This window comes from Bradyrhizobium dasycarpum, from assembly GCF_042019905.1.
GTDB classification, from domain to species: Bacteria; Pseudomonadota; Alphaproteobacteria; order Rhizobiales; family Xanthobacteraceae; genus Bradyrhizobium; species Bradyrhizobium japonicum_B.
The window spans coordinates 6,868,084-6,885,695 of record NZ_CP169574.1 but is presented as its reverse complement, the minus strand read 5'-3'; the positions used below and the strand labels follow the sequence as shown (position 1 = coordinate 6,885,695).

General features: G+C 63.3%; 24 protein-coding genes and 1 pseudogene. 13 read left to right on the top strand and 12 right to left on the bottom strand.

What is annotated here, in order from left to right:
- Positions 1-92 precede the first annotated feature (92 nt).
- The 3 genes from ACETMP_RS32885 to ACETMP_RS32875 all read left to right on the top strand — a co-directional run bounded on the left by ACETMP_RS32885 (position 93) and on the right by ACETMP_RS32875 (position 2,504).
- A complete protein-coding gene (locus tag ACETMP_RS32885; RefSeq protein ID WP_375159387.1) occupies positions 93-317 on the top strand; it encodes a hypothetical protein in 225 nt (74 codons plus the stop codon).
- A gap of 58 nt (positions 318-375) precedes the next feature.
- Positions 376-681 carry a response regulator gene (locus ACETMP_RS32880; protein WP_375159386.1) on the top strand — a complete coding sequence of 102 codons (306 nt, stop codon included), beginning with the start codon at positions 376-378 and terminating at the stop codon, positions 679-681.
- A gap of 290 nt (positions 682-971) precedes the next feature.
- The gene (locus tag ACETMP_RS32875) at positions 972-2,504 is read left to right on the top strand and encodes an FAD-dependent monooxygenase (protein WP_375159385.1); all 1,533 of its coding nucleotides are present in this window, start codon (positions 972-974) and stop codon (positions 2,502-2,504) included.
- 723 nt (positions 2,505-3,227) lie between these two features.
- On the opposite strand, the gene ACETMP_RS32870 is transcribed toward ACETMP_RS32875, so the two are convergent.
- From ACETMP_RS32870 to ACETMP_RS32855, 4 genes are all read right to left on the bottom strand, one after another.
- Positions 3,228-4,109 (bottom strand): hypothetical protein, encoded by an 882-nt coding sequence (locus ACETMP_RS32870; RefSeq protein ID WP_375159384.1) that lies wholly within the window; start codon positions 4,107-4,109, stop codon positions 3,228-3,230.
- Positions 4,094-4,486, bottom strand: a complete 393-nt coding sequence (locus ACETMP_RS32865; protein WP_375159383.1) for a hypothetical protein — start codon at positions 4,484-4,486, stop codon at positions 4,094-4,096. Before ACETMP_RS32865 ends, ACETMP_RS32870 begins: the two co-directional genes overlap by 16 nt.
- Positions 4,487-4,579: 93 nt before the next feature.
- Complete coding sequence (locus tag ACETMP_RS32860; protein ID WP_375159382.1) at positions 4,580-5,161, bottom strand: imm11 family protein; 582 nt, start codon at positions 5,159-5,161, stop codon at positions 4,580-4,582.
- Between the two features lie 298 nt (positions 5,162-5,459).
- On the bottom strand, positions 5,460-6,239 hold the full coding sequence (locus tag ACETMP_RS32855) for a DUF4261 domain-containing protein (protein ID WP_375159381.1): 780 nt from the start codon (positions 6,237-6,239) through the stop codon (positions 5,460-5,462).
- Between the two features lie 528 nt (positions 6,240-6,767).
- On the opposite strand from ACETMP_RS32855, the pseudogene ACETMP_RS32850 reads away from it, so the two are divergent.
- Both ACETMP_RS32850 and ACETMP_RS32845 read left to right on the top strand, forming a co-directional pair.
- A pseudogene (locus tag ACETMP_RS32850) lies at positions 6,768-6,966 on the top strand (hypothetical protein).
- On the top strand, positions 6,963-7,190 hold the full coding sequence (locus ACETMP_RS32845; RefSeq protein WP_375159380.1) for a hypothetical protein: 228 nt from the start codon (positions 6,963-6,965) through the stop codon (positions 7,188-7,190). Before ACETMP_RS32850 ends, ACETMP_RS32845 begins: the two are co-directional and overlap by 4 nt.
- On the opposite strand, the gene ACETMP_RS32840 is transcribed toward ACETMP_RS32845, so the two are convergent.
- Complete coding sequence (locus tag ACETMP_RS32840; protein WP_375159379.1) at positions 7,184-7,453, bottom strand: hypothetical protein; 270 nt, start codon at positions 7,451-7,453, stop codon at positions 7,184-7,186. The two genes, ACETMP_RS32845 and ACETMP_RS32840, sit on opposite strands and share 7 nt — an antisense overlap.
- Positions 7,454-7,595: 142 nt before the next feature.
- Positions 7,596-7,844 (bottom strand): hypothetical protein, encoded by a 249-nt coding sequence (locus tag ACETMP_RS32835; RefSeq protein WP_375159378.1) that lies wholly within the window; start codon positions 7,842-7,844, stop codon positions 7,596-7,598.
- 352 nt (positions 7,845-8,196) lie between these two features.
- On the opposite strand from ACETMP_RS32835, the gene ACETMP_RS32830 reads away from it, so the two are divergent.
- On the top strand, positions 8,197-8,967 hold the full coding sequence (locus ACETMP_RS32830) for an EAL domain-containing protein (protein ID WP_375159377.1): 771 nt from the start codon (positions 8,197-8,199) through the stop codon (positions 8,965-8,967).
- A gap of 137 nt (positions 8,968-9,104) precedes the next feature.
- Here ACETMP_RS32830 and ACETMP_RS32825 read toward each other — a convergent pair whose 3' ends face one another.
- The gene (locus tag ACETMP_RS32825; RefSeq protein WP_375159376.1) at positions 9,105-9,332 is read right to left on the bottom strand and encodes a hypothetical protein; all 228 of its coding nucleotides are present in this window, start codon (positions 9,330-9,332) and stop codon (positions 9,105-9,107) included.
- Positions 9,333-9,460: 128 nt separating this feature from the next.
- Here ACETMP_RS32825 and ACETMP_RS32820 point away from each other — a divergent pair, with 128 nt between their 5' ends.
- On the top strand, positions 9,461-9,637 hold the full coding sequence (locus tag ACETMP_RS32820; RefSeq protein WP_375159375.1) for a hypothetical protein: 177 nt from the start codon (positions 9,461-9,463) through the stop codon (positions 9,635-9,637).
- 87 nt (positions 9,638-9,724) lie between these two features.
- On the opposite strand, the gene ACETMP_RS32815 is transcribed toward ACETMP_RS32820, so the two are convergent.
- Positions 9,725-9,853 carry a hypothetical protein gene (locus tag ACETMP_RS32815; protein WP_375159374.1) on the bottom strand — a complete coding sequence of 43 codons (129 nt, stop codon included), beginning with the start codon at positions 9,851-9,853 and terminating at the stop codon, positions 9,725-9,727.
- 251 nt (positions 9,854-10,104) lie between these two features.
- On the opposite strand from ACETMP_RS32815, the gene ACETMP_RS32810 reads away from it, so the two are divergent.
- From ACETMP_RS32810 to ACETMP_RS32795, 4 genes are all read left to right on the top strand, one after another.
- Positions 10,105-10,425 carry a hypothetical protein gene (locus tag ACETMP_RS32810; protein ID WP_375159373.1) on the top strand — a complete coding sequence of 107 codons (321 nt, stop codon included), beginning with the start codon at positions 10,105-10,107 and terminating at the stop codon, positions 10,423-10,425.
- Positions 10,426-10,437: 12 nt separating this feature from the next.
- Entirely contained in the window at positions 10,438-11,064 is a 627-nt protein-coding gene (locus ACETMP_RS32805) for a hypothetical protein (protein ID WP_375159372.1), read from the top strand.
- A 218-nt stretch (positions 11,065-11,282) separates the two neighbouring features.
- Complete coding sequence (locus ACETMP_RS32800) at positions 11,283-11,468, top strand: hypothetical protein (RefSeq protein ID WP_028137711.1); 186 nt, start codon at positions 11,283-11,285, stop codon at positions 11,466-11,468.
- 238 nt (positions 11,469-11,706) lie between these two features.
- On the top strand, positions 11,707-12,993 hold the full coding sequence (locus ACETMP_RS32795; protein ID WP_375159371.1) for an NRAMP family divalent metal transporter: 1,287 nt from the start codon (positions 11,707-11,709) through the stop codon (positions 12,991-12,993).
- A 63-nt stretch (positions 12,994-13,056) separates the two neighbouring features.
- On the opposite strand, the gene ACETMP_RS32790 is transcribed toward ACETMP_RS32795, so the two are convergent.
- On the bottom strand, positions 13,057-13,341 hold the full coding sequence (locus ACETMP_RS32790) for a hypothetical protein (RefSeq protein WP_375159370.1): 285 nt from the start codon (positions 13,339-13,341) through the stop codon (positions 13,057-13,059).
- 191 nt (positions 13,342-13,532) lie between these two features.
- Here ACETMP_RS32790 and ACETMP_RS32785 point away from each other — a divergent pair, with 191 nt between their 5' ends.
- Entirely contained in the window at positions 13,533-13,757 is a 225-nt protein-coding gene (locus ACETMP_RS32785) for a hypothetical protein (RefSeq protein WP_375159369.1), read from the top strand.
- A gap of 149 nt (positions 13,758-13,906) precedes the next feature.
- On the opposite strand, the gene ACETMP_RS32780 is transcribed toward ACETMP_RS32785, so the two are convergent.
- Both ACETMP_RS32780 and ACETMP_RS32775 read right to left on the bottom strand, forming a co-directional pair.
- Complete coding sequence (locus ACETMP_RS32780) at positions 13,907-15,037, bottom strand: hypothetical protein (protein ID WP_375159368.1); 1,131 nt, start codon at positions 15,035-15,037, stop codon at positions 13,907-13,909.
- A 155-nt stretch (positions 15,038-15,192) separates the two neighbouring features.
- Positions 15,193-16,530, bottom strand: a complete 1,338-nt coding sequence (locus ACETMP_RS32775; protein WP_375159367.1) for a LuxR C-terminal-related transcriptional regulator — start codon at positions 16,528-16,530, stop codon at positions 15,193-15,195.
- Positions 16,531-16,647: 117 nt separating this feature from the next.
- Here ACETMP_RS32775 and ACETMP_RS32770 point away from each other — a divergent pair, with 117 nt between their 5' ends.
- Entirely contained in the window at positions 16,648-16,983 is a 336-nt protein-coding gene (locus ACETMP_RS32770; protein ID WP_375159366.1) for a YybH family protein, read from the top strand.
- Positions 16,984-17,155: 172 nt separating this feature from the next.
- On the opposite strand, the gene ACETMP_RS32765 is transcribed toward ACETMP_RS32770, so the two are convergent.
- Complete coding sequence (locus tag ACETMP_RS32765; protein ID WP_375159365.1) at positions 17,156-17,437, bottom strand: hypothetical protein; 282 nt, start codon at positions 17,435-17,437, stop codon at positions 17,156-17,158.
- Positions 17,438-17,612: the final 175 nt, after the last annotated feature.

The following is a 17,612-nucleotide window of genomic DNA, read 5'->3' as shown; positions in this document are numbered from 1 at the left end:
TCGTCTCGATGATGTCATTCTGCCGGTGTTTTGCCCGACATGTCAAACGAACCAATACGCCGCGCCGAAGTTGGTCAGTCGGGAGGACCGTCATGACACCCAGGACAGATCGCAAGCCGCGCTGCGAGGCCAATCCACGCGGCGAAACCAAGCCGCGCAGCGAAGTCGAGCCGCGTCGCGACAAGGAGCGCGCACCGGACCGGCCCGTCATCGGAGAGTCCGGCGAGAGCGCCGACGGCGGCCGCGACCTCGCGCGCGGCGAAGGCGGCGCGATCGATCTTCCGGCGAGGCCGGGCGATTTGTCGAAGGACGACTAGGCGGGCCGGAACTTACGCGACGAGAGGCGCGTTGACGTCTTGGTTGGAGGGAACGTTGATGAGTCACACTGTCCTGGTTGTTGACGACGATCCCCCCGTCCTCGAGACCATCGTGGCCATGCTCGAGGATCTCGGCTGCGAGGTGATCAGCGCCAGGAGCGGCCCGGATGCACTGGAGCGGCTCAGGGAGAACCGCGATATTTCGGTCCTCATCACCGACATCAACATGCCCGGCATGGACGGTCATGAACTGGCCGAGCTGGCGCGGCGCCTCCGCCCCGAGCTGAAGATGCTGCAATTGTCCGGGCGGGAGCCTCCGGCGCGGCGGCCTGCCGATGATCAGGAAGCCGTTCTCGTTCGATGAGCTCGCCGACGTCCTGCAGCGAACCGCGGGCATTCACTGACCGCAAGTCCAACAAAAAAGTCCAATAAAAAACCCGCAGCGGACGGCTTCCGCGCGGGCTGAACTCAATTCTTTCGATGATGCCACTATGCCGGTGTTTTGCCCGACGTGACAACGCGGCGAACGCGGAAGAGAAAGCCCCTCCTCCCAGCTCAATATGTGGTGCGCAACGGGCTTGCTTCAAGTCCCCGTCTCTGCCGTAGAACCCCCGACCCAACGAACATCCAAAGCCACCAGCCGAGGGGGTCAACATGCCTGTCCTGCTTCCGACGTCCCGTTCACGCCGCAGCGCCCAGGGCGCCGACGCTGCAATGGCACCGCCGAAAGACCATGCCGTCGTGATCGCCGGCGGCGGACCGACCGGCTTGATGCTGGCCGTCGAGCTCGCGCTCGCCGGTGTCGACGTCGCCGTGGTCGAGCGGCGTCCCGACCAGACGATCGTCGAGACGCGCGCCGGCGGCCTGCACGCCCGCACCATCGAGATGCTCGATCAGCGCGGCATTGCCGACCGCTTCCTGCGCGAAGGTGAGATTCTCCAGCTCGCCGGCTTTGCCTGGACCCGGCTCGACATCAGCGATCTCCCCACACGGCACCCTTACGGGCTCAAGCTGCGGCAGGAGCGCATCGAGGCCATCCTGGCCGATTGGGCCGCGGAGCTCGCGGTCACGTTCTATCGCAATCGCGAGGTGACGGGCTTTGCGCAGGACGAAACCGGCGTCGAGGTCACGCTGTCCGACGGCCGGAGCCTGCGTGCAGACTATCTGGTCGGCTGCGACGGCGGCCGCAGCCTGGTGCGCAAGGCAGCCAGCATCGCATTCCCCGGCACCTCACCGACGCTTGTCAACCTCATGGCCGAGGTCGAGCTGAGCGAAGAGCCGCAATTCGGCCTGCGTCACGATGCGCTCGGCTTTCACGGCCTCAGCAAGACCGAGAGCGGCCGCGTGCTGGCCGTGTTGACCGAAGCAACATGTGCTGCGACCGGCGAGCCGAGCTTGCGCGATCTCAGCGAGGCCCTTAGCGCCGTCTACGGCACCGACTTCGGGGTGCACAGCCCGGCGTGGATCTCCCGCTTCACCGATGCGGCGCGGCAGGCCGCCTGCTATCGCAAGGACCGCGTGCTGCTCGCCGGCGATGCCGCCCATATCCATCATTCCGTCGGCGGACAGGGCCTCAATTTGGGTGTCCAGGACGCGGTCAATCTCGGCTGGAAGCTGGCGCAGGTGGTCAAGGGCCTTGCGCCGGACAGCCTGCTCGACAGCTACCACGCCGAGCGCCATCCGGTGGCCGCGCGCGTGTTGAAGAACACGAGGGCGCAGATCGCCCTGCTCCGCCGCGGCGATGACGGCCGCAAGGCCGCGCGCGAGGCAATGGCCGAGCTGCTCGCGATGGACGAGCCGCGCCGGCGCTTCGGCGCGATGATGAGCGGGCTCGACATCGCCTACGATCTCGGCGAAGGCCACGCGCTGCTCGGCCGGCGCATGCCCGATCTCGAGCTGAGCATCGCGGGGCGGAAGCTGCGACTGTTCACGCTGCTGCATCGCGCGCGCGGCGTGCTGCTCAATTTCGGCGAGGAAGGCGGCATTGACGTGGCGCCCTGGAAGAATCGGATCGATGTCGTCGACGCCGGCCATGACGGGCCGTGGGAGCTTCCGGTGATCGGTCGGGTTACCGCGCCGGGCGCCGTGCTGGTGCGGCCCGACGGGCACGTGGCCTGGGTGGGAGACGGGAGCCAGCGCGGGCTTGCGGAGGCGTTGACGAGGTGGTTTGGACCGGGTGGCGCGTAGAGCACAACGTGGCAGCTGCTCGAAATAAAGAAAGCCCGCGGCATCCCGCGGGCTCGATCCGAACTCTTCCGATGATGCTATTCTGCCGGTGTTTTGCCCGACGTGTCAAACGATCGATCTGATCGGCGTCGACCGCCCCGTACGGTCCTCACCGCGGTGGGAGCAACGGCCGTATCCAGCGCGAGAACCACTCCTCGGCCTCCTTCTGCGGGCCGCTTCGTCCCTCCACTCCGAAGATGGGAGGTGGAATGAGGTAGCTCGGCTCGTCGGCGAAGGTAGCGATGGGCCTGCTCGGCTCCGGTTGCCCGCTGTTTGCAGATGACACGGCCCAATTGCCAAATCGCGCGTCGAATTGCGTGGAAGGCAGATGCGGGACCGGCGCACTGCCCGACGTGAATACGCTGCCCGCGTTGGACTCGTTGACCCGAGCGAGATGCCGAACGCCTTCAGACGCGACTGATGCGGTTGAACGCGAGGCCCCTGCTTGAAGCGCTTGCGGCTGCTGAGTTGGTCCCTCAGAGATCTCGTCCTGATTTTCGCGGTGGTCCACTATTGAGGGCGTTGCGATCGCCTCGGCATCTTCATTCCCCCGAGGACCCGCACTTAAGCCGCCAGTGTAGCTGCTCGTCTGGTCGCGATTGAATGGATCATATGGAGGCGCCCCGGTGGAGAACACTCCTCCGCCGTCAGTCCCGGCAGTTGCCAGCGTCGGTGCGCCAGCAGCTAGCCCAGCGACTCCAATCCGAGCCCAGACAGGCGAAAATTGCGGCGCCAACACCGCAGCTGCGGCAAGTCCCGCTCCCATGTAGAGGCCAGCCGGCGGCGTGGCATGAGACGGAGCGGCCGGGTCCAATATCGGGGAGCGTTCGGAGAATGGAAGTGGCCAACCAGTTGCTGGATCAAACTTGAGTACCAAAGGATCCTCAGCCACCACGGTGGTGGGAGGTAGTTGTCCGATCCTTGAGGATTGATCGCCGGAAATCCCGGCAACCCATACGTGAGAAGCGGATTGCCAGGCGTAAATCCTTCCGGTTCGTTCAATCCCTCAAGCGAAGGAGGAATAAAGCCTGGCAGACGAGCATTGACGAAGGGCGGCACGAGGCCCGGAAGATCGGGGACAGGTCCGACGTTGGTAAACTGCAGCGAGATTGGAGAACCGTTCGGCAAACGCTTCAGGATCTCGATCCTCTCTGCCATGCTGAGACCGCTGGTCGGAGACAGAAGCGGAAAATCCAAGGCCGCGTCCGCGCGACCAGCAGCGAGGAATTGGTCGACTGTCTCCTGCATCTGCTGGATCTGCGTTTGATTATCGGCAGCATATTTTCGCCAGTTGTCGAACCATTGCTTGCTCACCGCATTTGCATTTTCTGGCGTCATCCCCGTCGGGGTATTGGCAAAAAGATGACCGTTCGCCAGCGCGTACTTGGCAGCCGCCACAAGTGCGTTCACGTCCGAAACCAGCTCATCGAGCTCACGCGCGTCACCCGCGAGAGCCGCTGCGTACCTCGGAGATTTTTCCACCTGCTTTATGTATTCGCCGAACCCACCATGATACTCCCCGAGATGACCGCCAGTATGAGGGCTCGCATTCAGATCGGTGGCCACCCCTGGGTGGAGGGTAAATTCATACGATTTCTGATTGCGTCAACTTCGAACCGCCCACGTAAGAAGCGGATGGCCGGGTGGCCGGCGAAATGCTGAAGTAAAATGTGGTGATTATGAAACATGAAATTGCGGCTCCTGCCGTGCGCAAGCATCCGAGCTGCTGCCTGAATTGCAGCCGGCGTTTCTGGTTTGAATGCTGTTTTGTTGGCCAGCGGGACTACCGGCTGGATTTGCGCGTCGTATCGGTACAGTCGCGCCGGAAAAAACGTTGTGGCGAAGCTGCTGCCGACATCGGCGTCTATCGGAAGAGTTCCGGATGGCGGAGGTTTGGCTACATCACGAAGATCGGCAGAAGACTCCGCGCCGATAACGCGCAAGGACCTCGAACGCGGACGATTTCACGTGCGTTGATAGATTATTGATAGATTATTGAGTCTCAGGAGACTTTCGCAAGAAAGCGACGGCCAGGGTCAACCCCAATTGATGTAAGGATTTCCAAATCTTAGGCCTTTCAGGCCGGCAGCCTTGCAGGCGTCTTTCATTGCTTGATCACATATAACCTGGTTCAAAAAGCGGGCTCGGAAGACATGAGCCGCACCGATGACCTCTTCACGAAAAACGTAGCTGGAATCCATCGCCATCCTGTTGTACCGCCTGAAGTCAGTTCCATCGTCCAGGACTTTGAAGTTCGACTTGTCCTCATCGATGACGTCGAGCTCACGGACGATGTCGCAGAGCCAATATACCGGTGCTTCTCCCCTCAGCGACCGCGTCTCGCATCTCAGAAAAGCAACCCCCTCTCTATCCACCGTCTCGAGAACGTGCTTCATCCGATCCGACACGAGCCAAAAGTCGTCAAATGGCTCCCAGTCGGCCGGCGGCCGTCCGAGAGATCTAGAGATCAGCAGCCGCGGCGTTTCCAAGAGCGGAGGAAAGCTTCGTTTGCCACGTGGTGAATACATCACGGGGCCAACGCCCAAGGCGTCGAAATTTTCCATGTTCCAACCGGGCGCCGTGCTAATTCTATTCCGTTCGAACTTATAGAGCTTCAACGCCTTTTTCTTTCGTTCTCCAAGTCCTGACACGGGCATCTTTTGTCGGCTCCCATCACCTATCGCGCGGCTCACGGCGCTTTCTCAGAGCTTGAAAACCCTCAAACGAACTTCTTTTGGCGCATGAGCTTCAGTTGGGAAAAAGACTTCGGCGCAAAAATCAAGCCCGCGGCTTCCCGCGAGCTTGATCGGGCTGTCTCGATGATGCCATTCTGCCGGTGTTTTGCCCGACGTGTCAAACGATCGAACTCGAGCAATGACTCTGGCGGCAAGTACCGATCCTAAGTCGCTCTCGACGTCACTGCACGAACTCATCCACACAGTAAAACACCGGCATCCCGCCAAACGCCTCGGAGTTCTGGTGACGCACCAGGATTCGCTCGCTCGCGCTGGCCCCGATCGTGTCGCCGTCCTTCACGACGCTGCCGTGCTCGATGAGATACGCGGCAAGGCCGGCCACCTTGTCGAACAACGCGGGCAGCGTGAGCTTGGCCGTGACGAACTCGATCTCGCGGCCGACGAAGGCGGACAATCCCACCGTGACCGCACCGATCCTGGCGCCGGACCGGAACGGAAGAATGTCGACCCAGAGCGTGAAGGGATAGTCGGGGAACGGTGCGAAAGCATCGCGGGACGTCTCGAGCCAGAGCTCGGCGGGCCGCGCGACCCGGCCGGCCCACACGACGCCGCAGGCTTCCGGCATCATCGCGATCAAAGCCCCGATCACCGCGGTCGTGATGCGTGCGGAGACCAGCGGCTGCTCGCTCTTTCCGAGCGTCGATACGATCAGATGACCGCGATGCCGCCCCGCCACGGCCTTGCTCTCCGGCCAATTCGTGGCGGCCCGCGCCCACAGCCCCTGGTCGTGCGGGATGGGCGCCGGCATCGGCATGACGGCGACGAGCTCGTTGCCGCAGCGGATGAGCGGCGAATTGGCCTGGGTCTGCTGCGGAGGTCCGTCCCCGATCGCCTCGGTTGCCAAATCCGGATGCCGGGCGTGAAGGACCCTGGCGACCGCCGACATGTCCGGCGTCACCGGATCGTCCAACAAAACAAAAGCGAGAAGCGAGCTACTCATCGACTGCCCCGCAGAAAAATTCAGAGCCAAATTCAGAGCCAAGACCGATTCAACGGTGTTCGCCCAGAGGTTGAAGCATTTTAGTTTATTAGAACAAAGAGAGAACGATGTCAATCGACGTTTGATGGGAGCGCAAATGGGATCTCGGCCACGCAGGAAACGGCCCGTGGTGCGCGCTGACCAGCGCGGGCGTTGCCGCGCATGGTTCAGCGTTTCGCCTCCGACTCGTCCTTGTTGTCCTTGTTTGCATCGCGAAAAAAGTTTGGCGGCGGCTGCTGCAGTGGCTCGCGGCATTCGCGCACGCGCTGGCAGAGATGAGCGCACGTATCGATGCGCACTCAAATTGAGTAAGTCGCTCAACAGGCTCAGCCTTTCCGTCGAAATTTAATCTGCGCACGTATCAAAAGATACAGACTCCCCGCTGCGGCAGGCGTAGCCTTCAGGCATACCGGAAGACCCGTGGCACGAGATCGGTGATGAGAACACCGGTTCGCGCTCCCGCCTCCCCTCGAACAAGGGACATGCGCCATGCTGACGCGTCGCCGTTTCAAACAAACGAGAACACTGACCGAACGCCTCGCGGACGAAGCCGCGCGATGCCGCGACGAAGCGCGCGCTCGCGCCGGGACGCCGCCGCGAGATGCTGCTGCGCCGGGCCCGGCAGGACGAGACCGCCATGCAGATCGAGGCCTGGCTGCGCTCGCCCGGCCTGAGGGCGCCGACATGAGTCATCAATATCGCGCTTATCTCGTCGGCGAGAACGGCGTCTTCCGCTCGGCCGAAGCCTTCGAAGCGGCGTCCGACGATTCCGCCCTCGCCTTCGCGCGGCAATTCACGCGGCACGGCAAGGTCGAGGTGTGGCAGCTGGGCCGCAAGATCGCCGTGCTCGAGTCCGAGCAATCCTGGCCGCCACCGCCGCAGCAATCGCGACCGACACTGACGCGTCAATGATGGTGTGACTGCGGTCGCGCGTCGAACGTCTCAATCGCGACGCTACATGTCACCTGCATGACAGGCCCGCTGGCGTCGCGAACCTCGATTGCCATCCTCCGCCTGACGCCGGTTGCCGGCGCGGAAATAATGGCGTCGCGGGCCATGTCGCCGACCGACTTGGCGGCCTCGCCCTGAACCGCGCGCATGCTGGACAGTTCCAGCCCCTCCTCGTCGATCGCCGTGCCGAGCTCGTCATGTAAGTCGAAGTAATATCGCGGCATGTGTGTATTCCCTTTGCCCTAACAGGTCGAGAAGCAGGCAAAGGTTGCAAACGAGGAGAAACATTCCGTTCGACCCGATGGGTCCGGGGACTCCTGCCGCATCGACCGGCCGAGAGAAAGCCGGCCCGCTGACGCCAGTCTCCTACTCTTCCGCGAGCTTGCGCTCGATATAGGCGTCCACCGTCTCGGCGAACGAGCGCTGCACGCCGACCGCGACATCATGCTGGTCGAGTGCGTCGCGCTGGAGCACGCGCAGGCCGCGCCCGCGGGCGCTGATAGGCGCCGTGTTCAGATACTGATCGATGGCGCCCTTGGCGAGCAGGATGGCCTTGGGATCGCCCCTGGCGATCAGGAGCCGGAGCAGGCTCTGGCATTCGGCCAAACCGGGCATGGGTTTGCTTCTCACCTCTGCTGCGATTTCGGCTTCGGCCGCCGCACCGGCTGGGTGTGGGTGCCGAACAGCGCCAGCAGGAACGCGACTTCTTCTTTCGAACCGATCTGGATCATGATGATCTCCTTTTCGCTCCGTTGGTCGAGGTCCGGTCGCACGGAGTTCAGGACAATCGGGTTTCAGCATTGTTTCAGGCGTGTTTCGTCAGATCCTGACGCTGATGCCCCGCCTGCTTGTGTTCACAAATGAACCTGGGCAACGCCCTCAGGGAGCCCCTGCCCCGCGCTTCGCTGTTCCTTAACGGGTGCGCCATAACGTCCGCGCAGGTGAAGGGCTGCAGGAGACTTGCAAGATGGGCGTGACGTGCGCCGGATGCGCTGACGGGGCGGAGTTGCCATTCGAGTTCAAGATGGCATACCAGCCGATCGTCGACGTCGCCGAGAACAGGATCTGGGGCTACGAGGCGCTGGTGCGTGGCCCCAGCGGCGAGAGCGCGCACAGCGTGCTCAGCCAGCTCACGGACAAGGAGCTTTACCGCTTCGACCAGGCCGCCCGCGTGATGGCGATCGAAACCGCCGGCCGGCTGTTTGCCGATCCGCGCGCGCGGCTCTCGATCAACTTCATGCCGAACGCCGTGTACGAGCCGCGCGCCTGCATCCGGAATTCGCTGGAAGCGGCGCGCCGCGAGAATTTTCCCGCCTCCAACTTGATGTTCGAGTTCACCGAGAACGAGCGGGTGATCGACCCCGCGCATATCGAGAACATCGTGCGCACCTACAAGTCGCTCGGCTTCTGGACGGCGCTGGATGATTTCGGCGCCGGCTATGCCGGCCTCGGCCTGCTCGCCCGGCTGCAGCCGAACCTGATCAAGATCGACATGGAGCTGCTGCGCGACATCCATCGCAGCCGGCCCAAGCAGGTCATCGTCGCAGGCCTGGCGCAAATCGCGCGCGAGCTTGAGATCACGGTTCTGGCCGAGGGCGTCGAGAACGAGGCCGAGCTCATCACCCTGCGCGCCGCCGGCATCGCGCTGTTTCAAGGTTATTATTTCGCCAGGCCCGCCCTGATGTCGCTGCCGGCGGTGCGGGGATTCGAACGGATCGACGTCTCGCTCGCTGGGTAACGCACTGTCCTGCCTGAGCCGCTCAATCAGTCAAACGCCCGCGCGGATCGCTCCACGCGGGCTTTCGTTTGCCGCTGGCGCGGCTCCTCGAACCGCGCGGCGCCGAGGGGCTCGGCGTCGATCGTCTCAATGCATCCTCAGTTCGAGCTGCAGACCTTGACGGTCTTCATGCCGGCCTCGGCCTCAGACCTGGTCTTGTAGACCGTGTCGCCGCTGACGACCGTCGTTTCGGTGGTGGTCGGCTTTGACTCCGTGATCGTGCACTTCTTGGTCTTGACGTCCTGCACCACGTAGAACGACTGCGCGAACGCCGGCGCGGCAAACGAGGTCAGCACGGCAGCGGCAATGATGGTCTTGATGTTCATCGTATTCTCCTCCAGTGGCCCGGTGATCGGACCTGTTTTCTTTAAACTTCAAAAATTGCCACTTGTTCCCGGTCGGGACCCGAACCAACGGCCGGGGCCTGCGTTGACGCACGACCCTGGAGGCTTCGATGCTGGATGTGAGACTTATGACGACGTCGCTGGCGATGCTGACGGCCCTGATGTCCGTGGCGCTGGCCGAGCCGACCAAGGATCAGGGGCAGGCTGAGGCTCGTCCGATCCGCGTCATCCTGCCGGCACCTTGGGAGCCCGCCCCGACGCAGGCCGAAGCTCCGCCGGCGAAGTGAGGCCGAGCTTCTCGGCACTCGCGTTCCAATCTGTTGAACCCGCGCAAGGTCGCCCCGCACGTCCGCGCTATCGAACCCCGGCGCAGCTCATCTGCCGCGCTTCGCAGTGACGGAGCGCAAGCTGATGCCGTGCTGCCAGGCACGCCCCCTCACGGCCGCCTCGCTGCGATCGAGCTCGAGCGCGATCTCGTCGGGCCGCGCGCCCGCTTCAGCCATGGCTTTCAGCCGCTCATGCTCTTCCACTGTCCACCTCTTCAACAATGGATAGCGTGATTGCATGGTCGCGCTGCCCCGCCCGCTGTGAGAGCGAAGATAATCGGTCGCCGGAAGCGAAGTTCCTCCGAATGGCGTGGCGATCGTTGCGCGCGCCCTCACCTGCGCGAACGGCACTCGCAGCTTCGCACGAAGGCAACCAATTTGAATCTGACGTGTTGTCGCCGGCACATTCACCGCCGGAGAACAAAACAATGAGACGTCTTACCGCACTCGTCACAACCTTGCTGATGCTCGCATCGGTGCCCGCGGGCGCCCAATCGCCGCCCGCCCAAAGCGGACCGGGCAACAACGCCGTCAACAGCTCGGACCAGAACAATTCCAACAAGCCGGTCGAGGGCCGCAACAGCTTCACCGAGGGGCAGGCGAAATCGCGGATCGAGGGCGCCGGCTATTCCAACGTGTCCGGATTGCACAAGGACGACCAGGGCGTCTGGCGCGGCAAGGCCGACAAGGCCGGCAGCAAGACCGACGTCAGCCTGGACTTCCAGGGCAACGTGAACCCCGCCAAGTAAGGAATCATGCACATGACCGCCACCATCTCCCGCCTTTACGACTCTTATGCCGATGCCGAGCGCGCCGTGACCCGGCTCGAAGCAGCCGGCGTGCCGCACTCCGACATCAGCATCGTCGCCAACAATTCCGACAATTGGTACGGCTCCCGCTCCGGCAAGGTCGATCGTGACCGTGATGGCGTCGACGACCGCGCCGAAGGCGCCGGCACCGGTGCCGGCATCGGCGCCGGCCTCGGCGGCGCGGCGGGCCTGCTCGCCGGTCTCGGCCTGCTCGCCATCCCCGGCCTCGGGCCGGTCGTCGCGGCAGGATGGCTCGCCTCGATGGCGGCCGGCGCAGCCGCCGGTGCGGCCACGGGCGGAATCGTCGGCGCCTTGACCGAAGCCGGCGTCTCCAAGGAAGAGGCCTCGCGCTATGCCGAGGGCGTTCGCCGCGGCGGCACGCTGGTGTCAGCGCGGGTGCCTGACCAGGACCGCGCGCGGCTCGATGCGCTCCTCAACGAGCGAGCCGTGAACCTGCAGGACCGCAGCGCGGCCTGGCAGAAGAGCGGCTGGACCGACTTCGATGCGGCAAGCCCGCCGCTGTCGCCGGAGGACATCGGCCGCGAGCGCGAGCTCTACGGCGCGGGTACGCGGCGATAAGCGCTCGGCAAGCAAGATACGGCAAAGGCCCCGCAATGCGGGGCCTTTTTCATGAGCGCGATCCATTGCCCATCGGGACAAACCGGAAATCGCGCCAAATTTAGCCAAATCCGGCGCATCGGATTTGGCGGAATGAAAGCTCCTCGCGCCATGCTGAAGCGTGCCGCTCGCTCTCTTTGCGCCGGCGCGCCGTCTGAAGAGCTTCGGAGAGATCACCCATGTACTACGTCGCCGCTGCATTGCTGGTGCTGTCGGGACTGTTCTATTCGGCGAGCCATCACGAGATCGGCTCGTTCGGCGTCACTATGTGCACCTATGGCGGTGCATTCTGCGACAACCCGCTGATCGTCTTTTCCGGCGCGGCGCTGGCGGCGGCCTGGGGCATGTTCGTCAGCATCAAGTAGCGCGGCGGCGCAGCACCTCCCGTCGCGACCGCTTCGAGACTCCGCCTGAACGCGATGGACTCGCCCAAGCGACCAGCGGTTGAGAAGGCTTGCGATGATGACAATCTACACGTGTTTTGCCCGGCGGTCAAGTTGAATTAGCATTTTCAGAAACGGCGGATCCCCTGCTCAGGATGGAACCTATGTTCCGTTCTTAGCATTTGCTCTGGAAACACCGTCCGATCGAGGTCCCCCTTCCATGAGCGACAGCGCCCTCACCCCGACGAAATCCGCGCCGACGCTTCTTCAACGGCTGGGGCCGGGCCTGGTCACCGGCGCTGCCGACGACGATCCCTCGGGCATCGCCACCTATTCGCAGGCCGGCGCGCAATTCGGCTACGGCCTGTTGTGGACGGTGTTTCTCACCACGCCGTTCATGATCGCCATCCAGCTCGTCAGCGCGCGGATCGGCCGCGTCACCGGCAAGGGGCTCGCCGCCAACGTCATGCAGATCGCGCCGCGCTGGGCGGTGCTGGGCCTCGTCGCCATGCTGGTGGCCGCCAACACCTTCAACATCGCCGCCGATATCGCCGCGATGGCCGAGGCGCTGTCGCTCGTGATCGGCGGGCTCAACCACGAGCACGCGCTGATCTTCGCGGCGGGCTCGACCCTGCTCCAGGTCTTCCTGCCCTATCGCCGCTATTCGCCGGTGCTGAAATTTCTCACCCTGGCGCTGTTCGCCTATGTCGCGACCGCCTTCACCGTGAAGATCCCCTGGAGCACGGCGCTGCTCGCCGCGGTGTGGCCCAAGGCCCATGTCAGCGCCGATTATTTCCTCATGGTCGTCGCCGTGCTCGGCACCACGATCAGCCCTTATCTGTTCTTCTGGCAGGCCTCGCAGGAGGTCGAGGAGATGAACCAGGGCACGCGCGACAAGCCGCTGCGCGAGCTCAAGCGCGGCGGCCGTCCGGAGCTTGACCGCATCAAGACCGACACCATCTCCGGCATGCTGCTGTCCAACGGCATCGCCTTCTTCATCATTCTGACCACCGCGTCGGTGCTGCACGCCAACGGCGTCACCAACATCGATTCGGCGACGCAAGCGGCCGAGGCGCTGCGACCGCTCGCCGGGGACTTCACCTTCGCATTGTTCGCGCTTGGCATCATCGGCACGGGTCTGCTCGCGATCCCGGTGCTGGCGGGCTCGGCCGCTTACGGCGTTGCGGAGATTTTCGGCTGGCGCGCCACGCTGGAGGCCAAGCCGGACGAAGCGGCCGGCTTCTACACCATCATCGCCGCGGCGACCCTCATCGGCTTCGGCCTCGGCTTCACGGGGATCGACTCCATCCACATGCTGGTGTGGAGCGCGGTGCTGAACGGCATCGTCGCGGTCCCCATCATGGCGATGATGATGCTGATCGTCTCGAGCCGCGCGATCATGGGCCGCTTCAGGGCAAGGCCGTCGCTGATCGCGCTGGGCTGGATCGGCACCGCGCTGATGGCGCTGGCCGTCCTCGCCTTGCTCGGCTCATCGGCGATCGGCTGACGCGACCGAGCGGCGCGAGGGCGAGCAGCGGTCTTTGAATTACGCTCGCAAGGACTGACGAGATTACGGCGTCACGGGATTGACGACAGGGGACGTATTGGGCCCCGGTCGGGCCGGCTCGATCGGCGATTTCGGAGTGGTCGGAAGCACCTTGGCTCCGGCGGCCCGTGCCGCTTCGCCCGTGGTCGCATACATCGCAACATGGGCCGGCTGGGTCTTGGCACGATTCCACGGGCCGTGATCGACGATCAGCATCGCCGCAATCGCCAGGCCGGCCACGACCAACGCGATCACCCCGGGATGGCGGAGGGCGGTAGAGATCGAACTGCCAAAGCGACCGCTTTTCATCATGGGATCCGCTGATTGTCCTGTGGCAGGCTAACTCAAAAGCGCCCCTCCCGGTTCCCTGGCGCCGTCAACCTGGTTCCGCTCGACATTGCGCCGCGGCGTCGCGCTGCTGCACGTTTCGAGCAATTAGGATGTTTGATGTTTCAAGTCAGCAAATCATGAGACCCAGGTAGCATGCCGGGATGCGGACCATGATGGCCCAGCGGCACCACGTGTTCGTCCGGAACGTGAGAGACCATTTCGACGATCGCCCTGAGGCCTTCCTGACCGAGCGCGGCGTGCGGGTTGTGATGGTCTTGAGGCTCGACGGACCCGACGAACGTTGCCGCAGCTGCCTCGCCATCGAAGCGGAATACTGGCTGTTGATTGGCGCCGCCAGGCTCGCTCGCAGCTTTTGCCGGCTGCGCGGGTTCTGATCCGCCTCCACCTGAATGCGCAACCTTTTGCGGTTTGCCATGGTCGTTGTTGCCGTCGGTTGCGACGCGCTCGTCTGCGTCCGCTCCTTTGGCCGGAGATGAATGGTCCGATTTGCTGCGACCGGCGCCGCCGGGTTCTGTTGCCGCCGCTACTCCTTGCGGACCATCCAAAGCCCGGGAATGGTGGTCGTCGTCCTTCCCGGCATTGCTGTGCGGGTCGGGCTTGGCCTCGGCCATCTCGGCGGCTGCCGCCTTTGAGGATTCCGCCTTCGCAGCATGCTGAGATTTTCCGTGGTCAGTGTTGCCTTGCATTGCGCCGCGCTCGCCTGCTTCCGCTGCTTTGCCGGAAGCCGAGTGGCCCGAATTGCCGTGGTCGGCGGCGCTTGGCTGTGGCGCGTTGGTCCCCCCGGGGAATTGTCCGCAACCTGGGAATGATGCTCCTTGTCCTTCCCAGGGCCATCATGGGATTTGGAGTCCGCTTCGGTCTTCTCCGCGACCCTTTCCGGTCCCGGGTCCGAAGCGTGATCGGAATTGCCACGGCTGACGCCGTCGGCCGTTTGGAGACCCGGTGGCACCATCTCGTTCTGCGTGGTCGACGGAGCGCGGGCGTTCGCCGGCTCACTCTTCGAGGTGGGATTTTCGACTGTCGGAGGCGTCCCACCATGACCAGCCACGATCGGTGATGCGGAGGCGGAGGCGCTGGACTCTCCGGCGCTGTCCTCCGTCCTATCTGTCGGGGCGCGCGTGAAGGCGCTGGACTTTGCCGGCGTCCCGGAGCCTGTCCCAACGCGTGCGAATTGGAAGCTCGAATTGTCGTCTGCCAAGGGACTCCAAACCGCGCCAAGTGCACTCCCGCTCCCATGGATGCTGTCCGTACTGGAAGCAGTCTCATCGCTTGCCGTCGCGGATATCAGCGCTTGTTCGAGCTGCTCCAGCGTGACCGCGACAACCGCGCCATCTGATTGGTGAACGACATCCAGGTCCGCGACGGATACGATTCCCTGCAGATGGATTTCCAGCAGGCCGCGATCCCCGATCTCGAGGATATGGTCGGTCGGATTGACATAGACGATCGTCTGGTTGCTTGCGGGATCGTAGATCCAGGCCAGGGTATGTGGCGGTATGAATTTGGCAGCCGCCGTCAGATGCAAGTAAGCAAGTGCCCCGAAAGCCGCCAGGTTGAGCCTGTCCGGTTCGGCTACGACATCCGCCGAGTCGGAAGAGCTGGACTTCGAATCGGACGTGCCGCGATGAACAACGTTCTCGACGTTGCCGTCCATCAGTTGATCGCGGCGATCGCCGCCGGGGCTGGCAGGGTCGCCAGGATTCAACACGCCATCAATTCTGTGGCCATTGTCTCCTTGGCCAATGTCGGCTGCGGCGCCCCGGTCCGTTTCCCCCTGAACGCCTTGGTGAGCCAGGTCACCGCTTCCGGTCACAGGGCCGGAAGGCCGGCCATCATCGTGCGGAAGGAAACGGGGGCTGAGTTCTCAGCGCGATCGGCGTCGACATGCGTGATCGCGGCGAGCTTTATGGTCGCATCGTCTCCGGTGCCGGTCAGGAAGCTGTCGATCGATGCCTGATCTAGCTCATGCGCCTGCGCGGCAAGATGGGGATCATTGAGGGCGTAGATCAACGCGCCGGCGAGAGCGGCGAAGGTGCCATAGCCTCCGGGGATCGACGTTGGATGGAAAGCCGACCGCGGAAGGTGATTTTCCGCGGCAAGGTCACCTGCGGTCGGAATGTCGTTGGCTTCTCGCTGCAAGAGCGCAGCAAGACTTGGCGCGCCGGATCCGACAGCAGCGCCATCTTTCCACGGTCGCGAACCCAGGAATTGCTCCGCCGCACGCAGCGCTTCCATCGCCGGCGCGGGATTCGTGGCTTGGCTGGCTTTGGCAAGCAAGTCCCTCGCAGTGAGCGGGGACGTCTCGCCGGATTCCGAGACGATGAGGCGCTGGAGGAGGGCCTTCTTCCAGACCTCATATCCGGCCTGCTCGGCCGTCTGGCCTGGGCCATCGTCGTTCGCCAACATGTCGTTCGCGTCCGACGCCTTGAGTTCGTCCGCAATCGCGAACGCCAGAAAGGCCAGTGCGAGCGCGCTGAAGCCGGAGGTGCGCTGCAACCATGAGATGGTCGCAAGCACCGTTCTGTTGGTGATCTCCAGCTTTTGGAAGATGTTGTGCAGGTGGACCTTGACTGTCCCCTGGGAAACGTCGAGCCGGCGCGCGATCTCCTTGTTCGACATCCCTTCAGCGACCAGTCGGACGATCTGACGTTCTCGCGGCGTCAATAGCTCCAGCATCTTTTCGAGCTTGCTGCCGCCGTCATCGTCCTTGCCGGTGGGCGCGAGATCGGTCTGCTCCAGCGACACGCCGCTCTTCGCCATCAGCCGCAACGATCGCAGCATGGTTCCGGGAGCGGCATATTTCGAGATTGCGCTGCAGGTGCCCGCGGCAATCGCCGCGGTCAGAGCGTGGTCGGCGTCGGATTCGGTAAAGAACACCAGGCGCGTCGAAAGCTTCTCGGCTTTCGCGATCGCGAGGATGTCGGACGCCGTCAGGTCCGGCAAGGTATCGGCAATGAGCGCGACGTCGGGCGACAGAGTCCGGATGGCCTCGAGGCAGCTTGCCCCGTCGCTGGCGGACGCAACAACATCGAAATCCTGCTGTGTCCCGAGGACTGACTTCAGTCCCTGCAGGACGATCGGTTGCCGATCAACGAGCACAAGCCGGATGGGTTTGAGGATTCCCTGCTTGGCGGACGCGTCCAACATCGACTTTGCCTCGGCCCGGTCCTCTATGTCCTTCGGCATATGGCCGTGGCCGGGTGGGATAATAAAATACAATAAACGATTTGGTTCCCTTGCCTCGATAAGGTTGGACGGCAGTCAGTGACAAACATCTCCTTTGACCCCATGGCCGTTGCGGTCGACTGGCTTGACGCCTATCGCGCCGGCGACATCGAAGCGATCCTGGACCTTCATGCCGACGATGCCGTGGTGCACTGCGGCTGCAACGGCGTCCAGACCGTCACCGGCCGCGAAGCACTTCGTGCCTATTGGATCGAGCACCTCCGAAAATATCCGGCGGGCACGTTGGACGATCTCAATCCTTCGGACCGCGGAACCGTGATCTCCTACCTCACCAGCACGGGCGTCATGAGCGCGGCACTGGCGTTTGACACCTCCGGCAGGATCAAGGTCCTGGACTGCAGTCCCCTGCCCTAGACCCTAGAGTGCGATCCGGGCCGGCATTGCGGGGGTCTCCGCAACTAACCGCCGAAGACGATGCGCAAGGCGATTACGATGACCGCCGAGATGAGAAACGAAATCGCCAGCAGGGTCCAACTCGGCCTTGTGCTTCCGCGGGCTACGCGCACGACGAGCATTTTCATGCTCGTCAACATTCGTCGCTGGGAAGCCGGTCCAGGTAGGCTATCCCGAAGCTGACGAGCTCTTCGGCATCGCGCTCGCGCTCTTCCCTTCTCCTGAGCAAATGGCGTTCCAGCAGGCATCGCCGACTGTCGCATGCGTCGACGTCGGAATGCCGCGCCCGGTACACCGTCCATGCCGTTTCGGCGGCGTTCTTCAAGACGTCGTCCACGATGCTTGCTCTCCACGACACCGGATCCATCGCTGCCAACTCAAGGCCCTGCTGATGTTTCCACTTTTGCCCGATCATCTTTAGTCGAACCGATGGAGATCGCTTGGGACGGTTGCAGCTCGTTCGCCTGCTGCAACGCTGAACTCGCGCAAGGAGCATCCGGTCAGCTGGCAACTATTGCCTATTTTTCCCGTTATCTTCGGGGCGGAAAGCAATGCGATGTGAAAGGGTATCTCGATGAACAAAATCGCAA

What these genes read in the sequence shown, in the direction of transcription:
- ACETMP_RS32825 (WP_375159376.1), bottom strand. Translation starts at nt 9,332, where the DNA reads ATGAACATCAAGACCATCATTGCCGCTGCCGTGCTGACCTCGTTTGCC.
- ACETMP_RS32790 (WP_375159370.1), bottom strand. Translation starts at nt 13,341, where the DNA reads ATGAAAAGCGGTCGCTTTGGCAGTTCGATCTCTACCGCCCTCCGCCAT.
- ACETMP_RS32795 (WP_375159371.1), top strand. Translation starts at nt 11,707, where the DNA reads ATGAGCGACAGCGCCCTCACCCCGACGAAATCCGCGCCGACGCTTCTT.
- ACETMP_RS32830 (WP_375159377.1), top strand. Translation starts at nt 8,197, where the DNA reads ATGGGCGTGACGTGCGCCGGATGCGCTGACGGGGCGGAGTTGCCATTC.
- ACETMP_RS32820 (WP_375159375.1), top strand. Translation starts at nt 9,461, where the DNA reads ATGCTGGATGTGAGACTTATGACGACGTCGCTGGCGATGCTGACGGCC.
- ACETMP_RS32800 (WP_028137711.1), top strand. Translation starts at nt 11,283, where the DNA reads ATGTACTACGTCGCCGCTGCATTGCTGGTGCTGTCGGGACTGTTCTAT.
- ACETMP_RS32765 (WP_375159365.1), bottom strand. Translation starts at nt 17,437, where the DNA reads ATGATCGGGCAAAAGTGGAAACATCAGCAGGGCCTTGAGTTGGCAGCG.
- ACETMP_RS32810 (WP_375159373.1), top strand. Translation starts at nt 10,105, where the DNA reads ATGAGACGTCTTACCGCACTCGTCACAACCTTGCTGATGCTCGCATCG.
- ACETMP_RS32805 (WP_375159372.1), top strand. Translation starts at nt 10,438, where the DNA reads ATGACCGCCACCATCTCCCGCCTTTACGACTCTTATGCCGATGCCGAG.
- ACETMP_RS32780 (WP_375159368.1), bottom strand. Translation starts at nt 15,037, where the DNA reads ATGGACGGCAACGTCGAGAACGTTGTTCATCGCGGCACGTCCGATTCG.
- ACETMP_RS32815 (WP_375159374.1), bottom strand. Translation starts at nt 9,853, where the DNA reads ATGGCTGAAGCGGGCGCGCGGCCCGACGAGATCGCGCTCGAGCTCGAT.
- ACETMP_RS32885 (WP_375159387.1), top strand. Translation starts at nt 93, where the DNA reads ATGACACCCAGGACAGATCGCAAGCCGCGCTGCGAGGCCAATCCACGC.
- ACETMP_RS32835 (WP_375159378.1), bottom strand. Translation starts at nt 7,844, where the DNA reads ATGCCCGGTTTGGCCGAATGCCAGAGCCTGCTCCGGCTCCTGATCGCC.
- ACETMP_RS32880 (WP_375159386.1), top strand. Translation starts at nt 376, where the DNA reads ATGAGTCACACTGTCCTGGTTGTTGACGACGATCCCCCCGTCCTCGAG.
- ACETMP_RS32875 (WP_375159385.1), top strand. Translation starts at nt 972, where the DNA reads ATGCCTGTCCTGCTTCCGACGTCCCGTTCACGCCGCAGCGCCCAGGGC.
- ACETMP_RS32785 (WP_375159369.1), top strand. Translation starts at nt 13,533, where the DNA reads ATGATGGCCCAGCGGCACCACGTGTTCGTCCGGAACGTGAGAGACCAT.
- ACETMP_RS32845 (WP_375159380.1), top strand. Translation starts at nt 6,963, where the DNA reads ATGAGTCATCAATATCGCGCTTATCTCGTCGGCGAGAACGGCGTCTTC.
- ACETMP_RS32775 (WP_375159367.1), bottom strand. Translation starts at nt 16,530, where the DNA reads ATGTTGGACGCGTCCGCCAAGCAGGGAATCCTCAAACCCATCCGGCTT.
- ACETMP_RS32840 (WP_375159379.1), bottom strand. Translation starts at nt 7,453, where the DNA reads ATGCCGCGATATTACTTCGACTTACATGACGAGCTCGGCACGGCGATC.
- ACETMP_RS32855 (WP_375159381.1), bottom strand. Translation starts at nt 6,239, where the DNA reads ATGAGTAGCTCGCTTCTCGCTTTTGTTTTGTTGGACGATCCGGTGACG.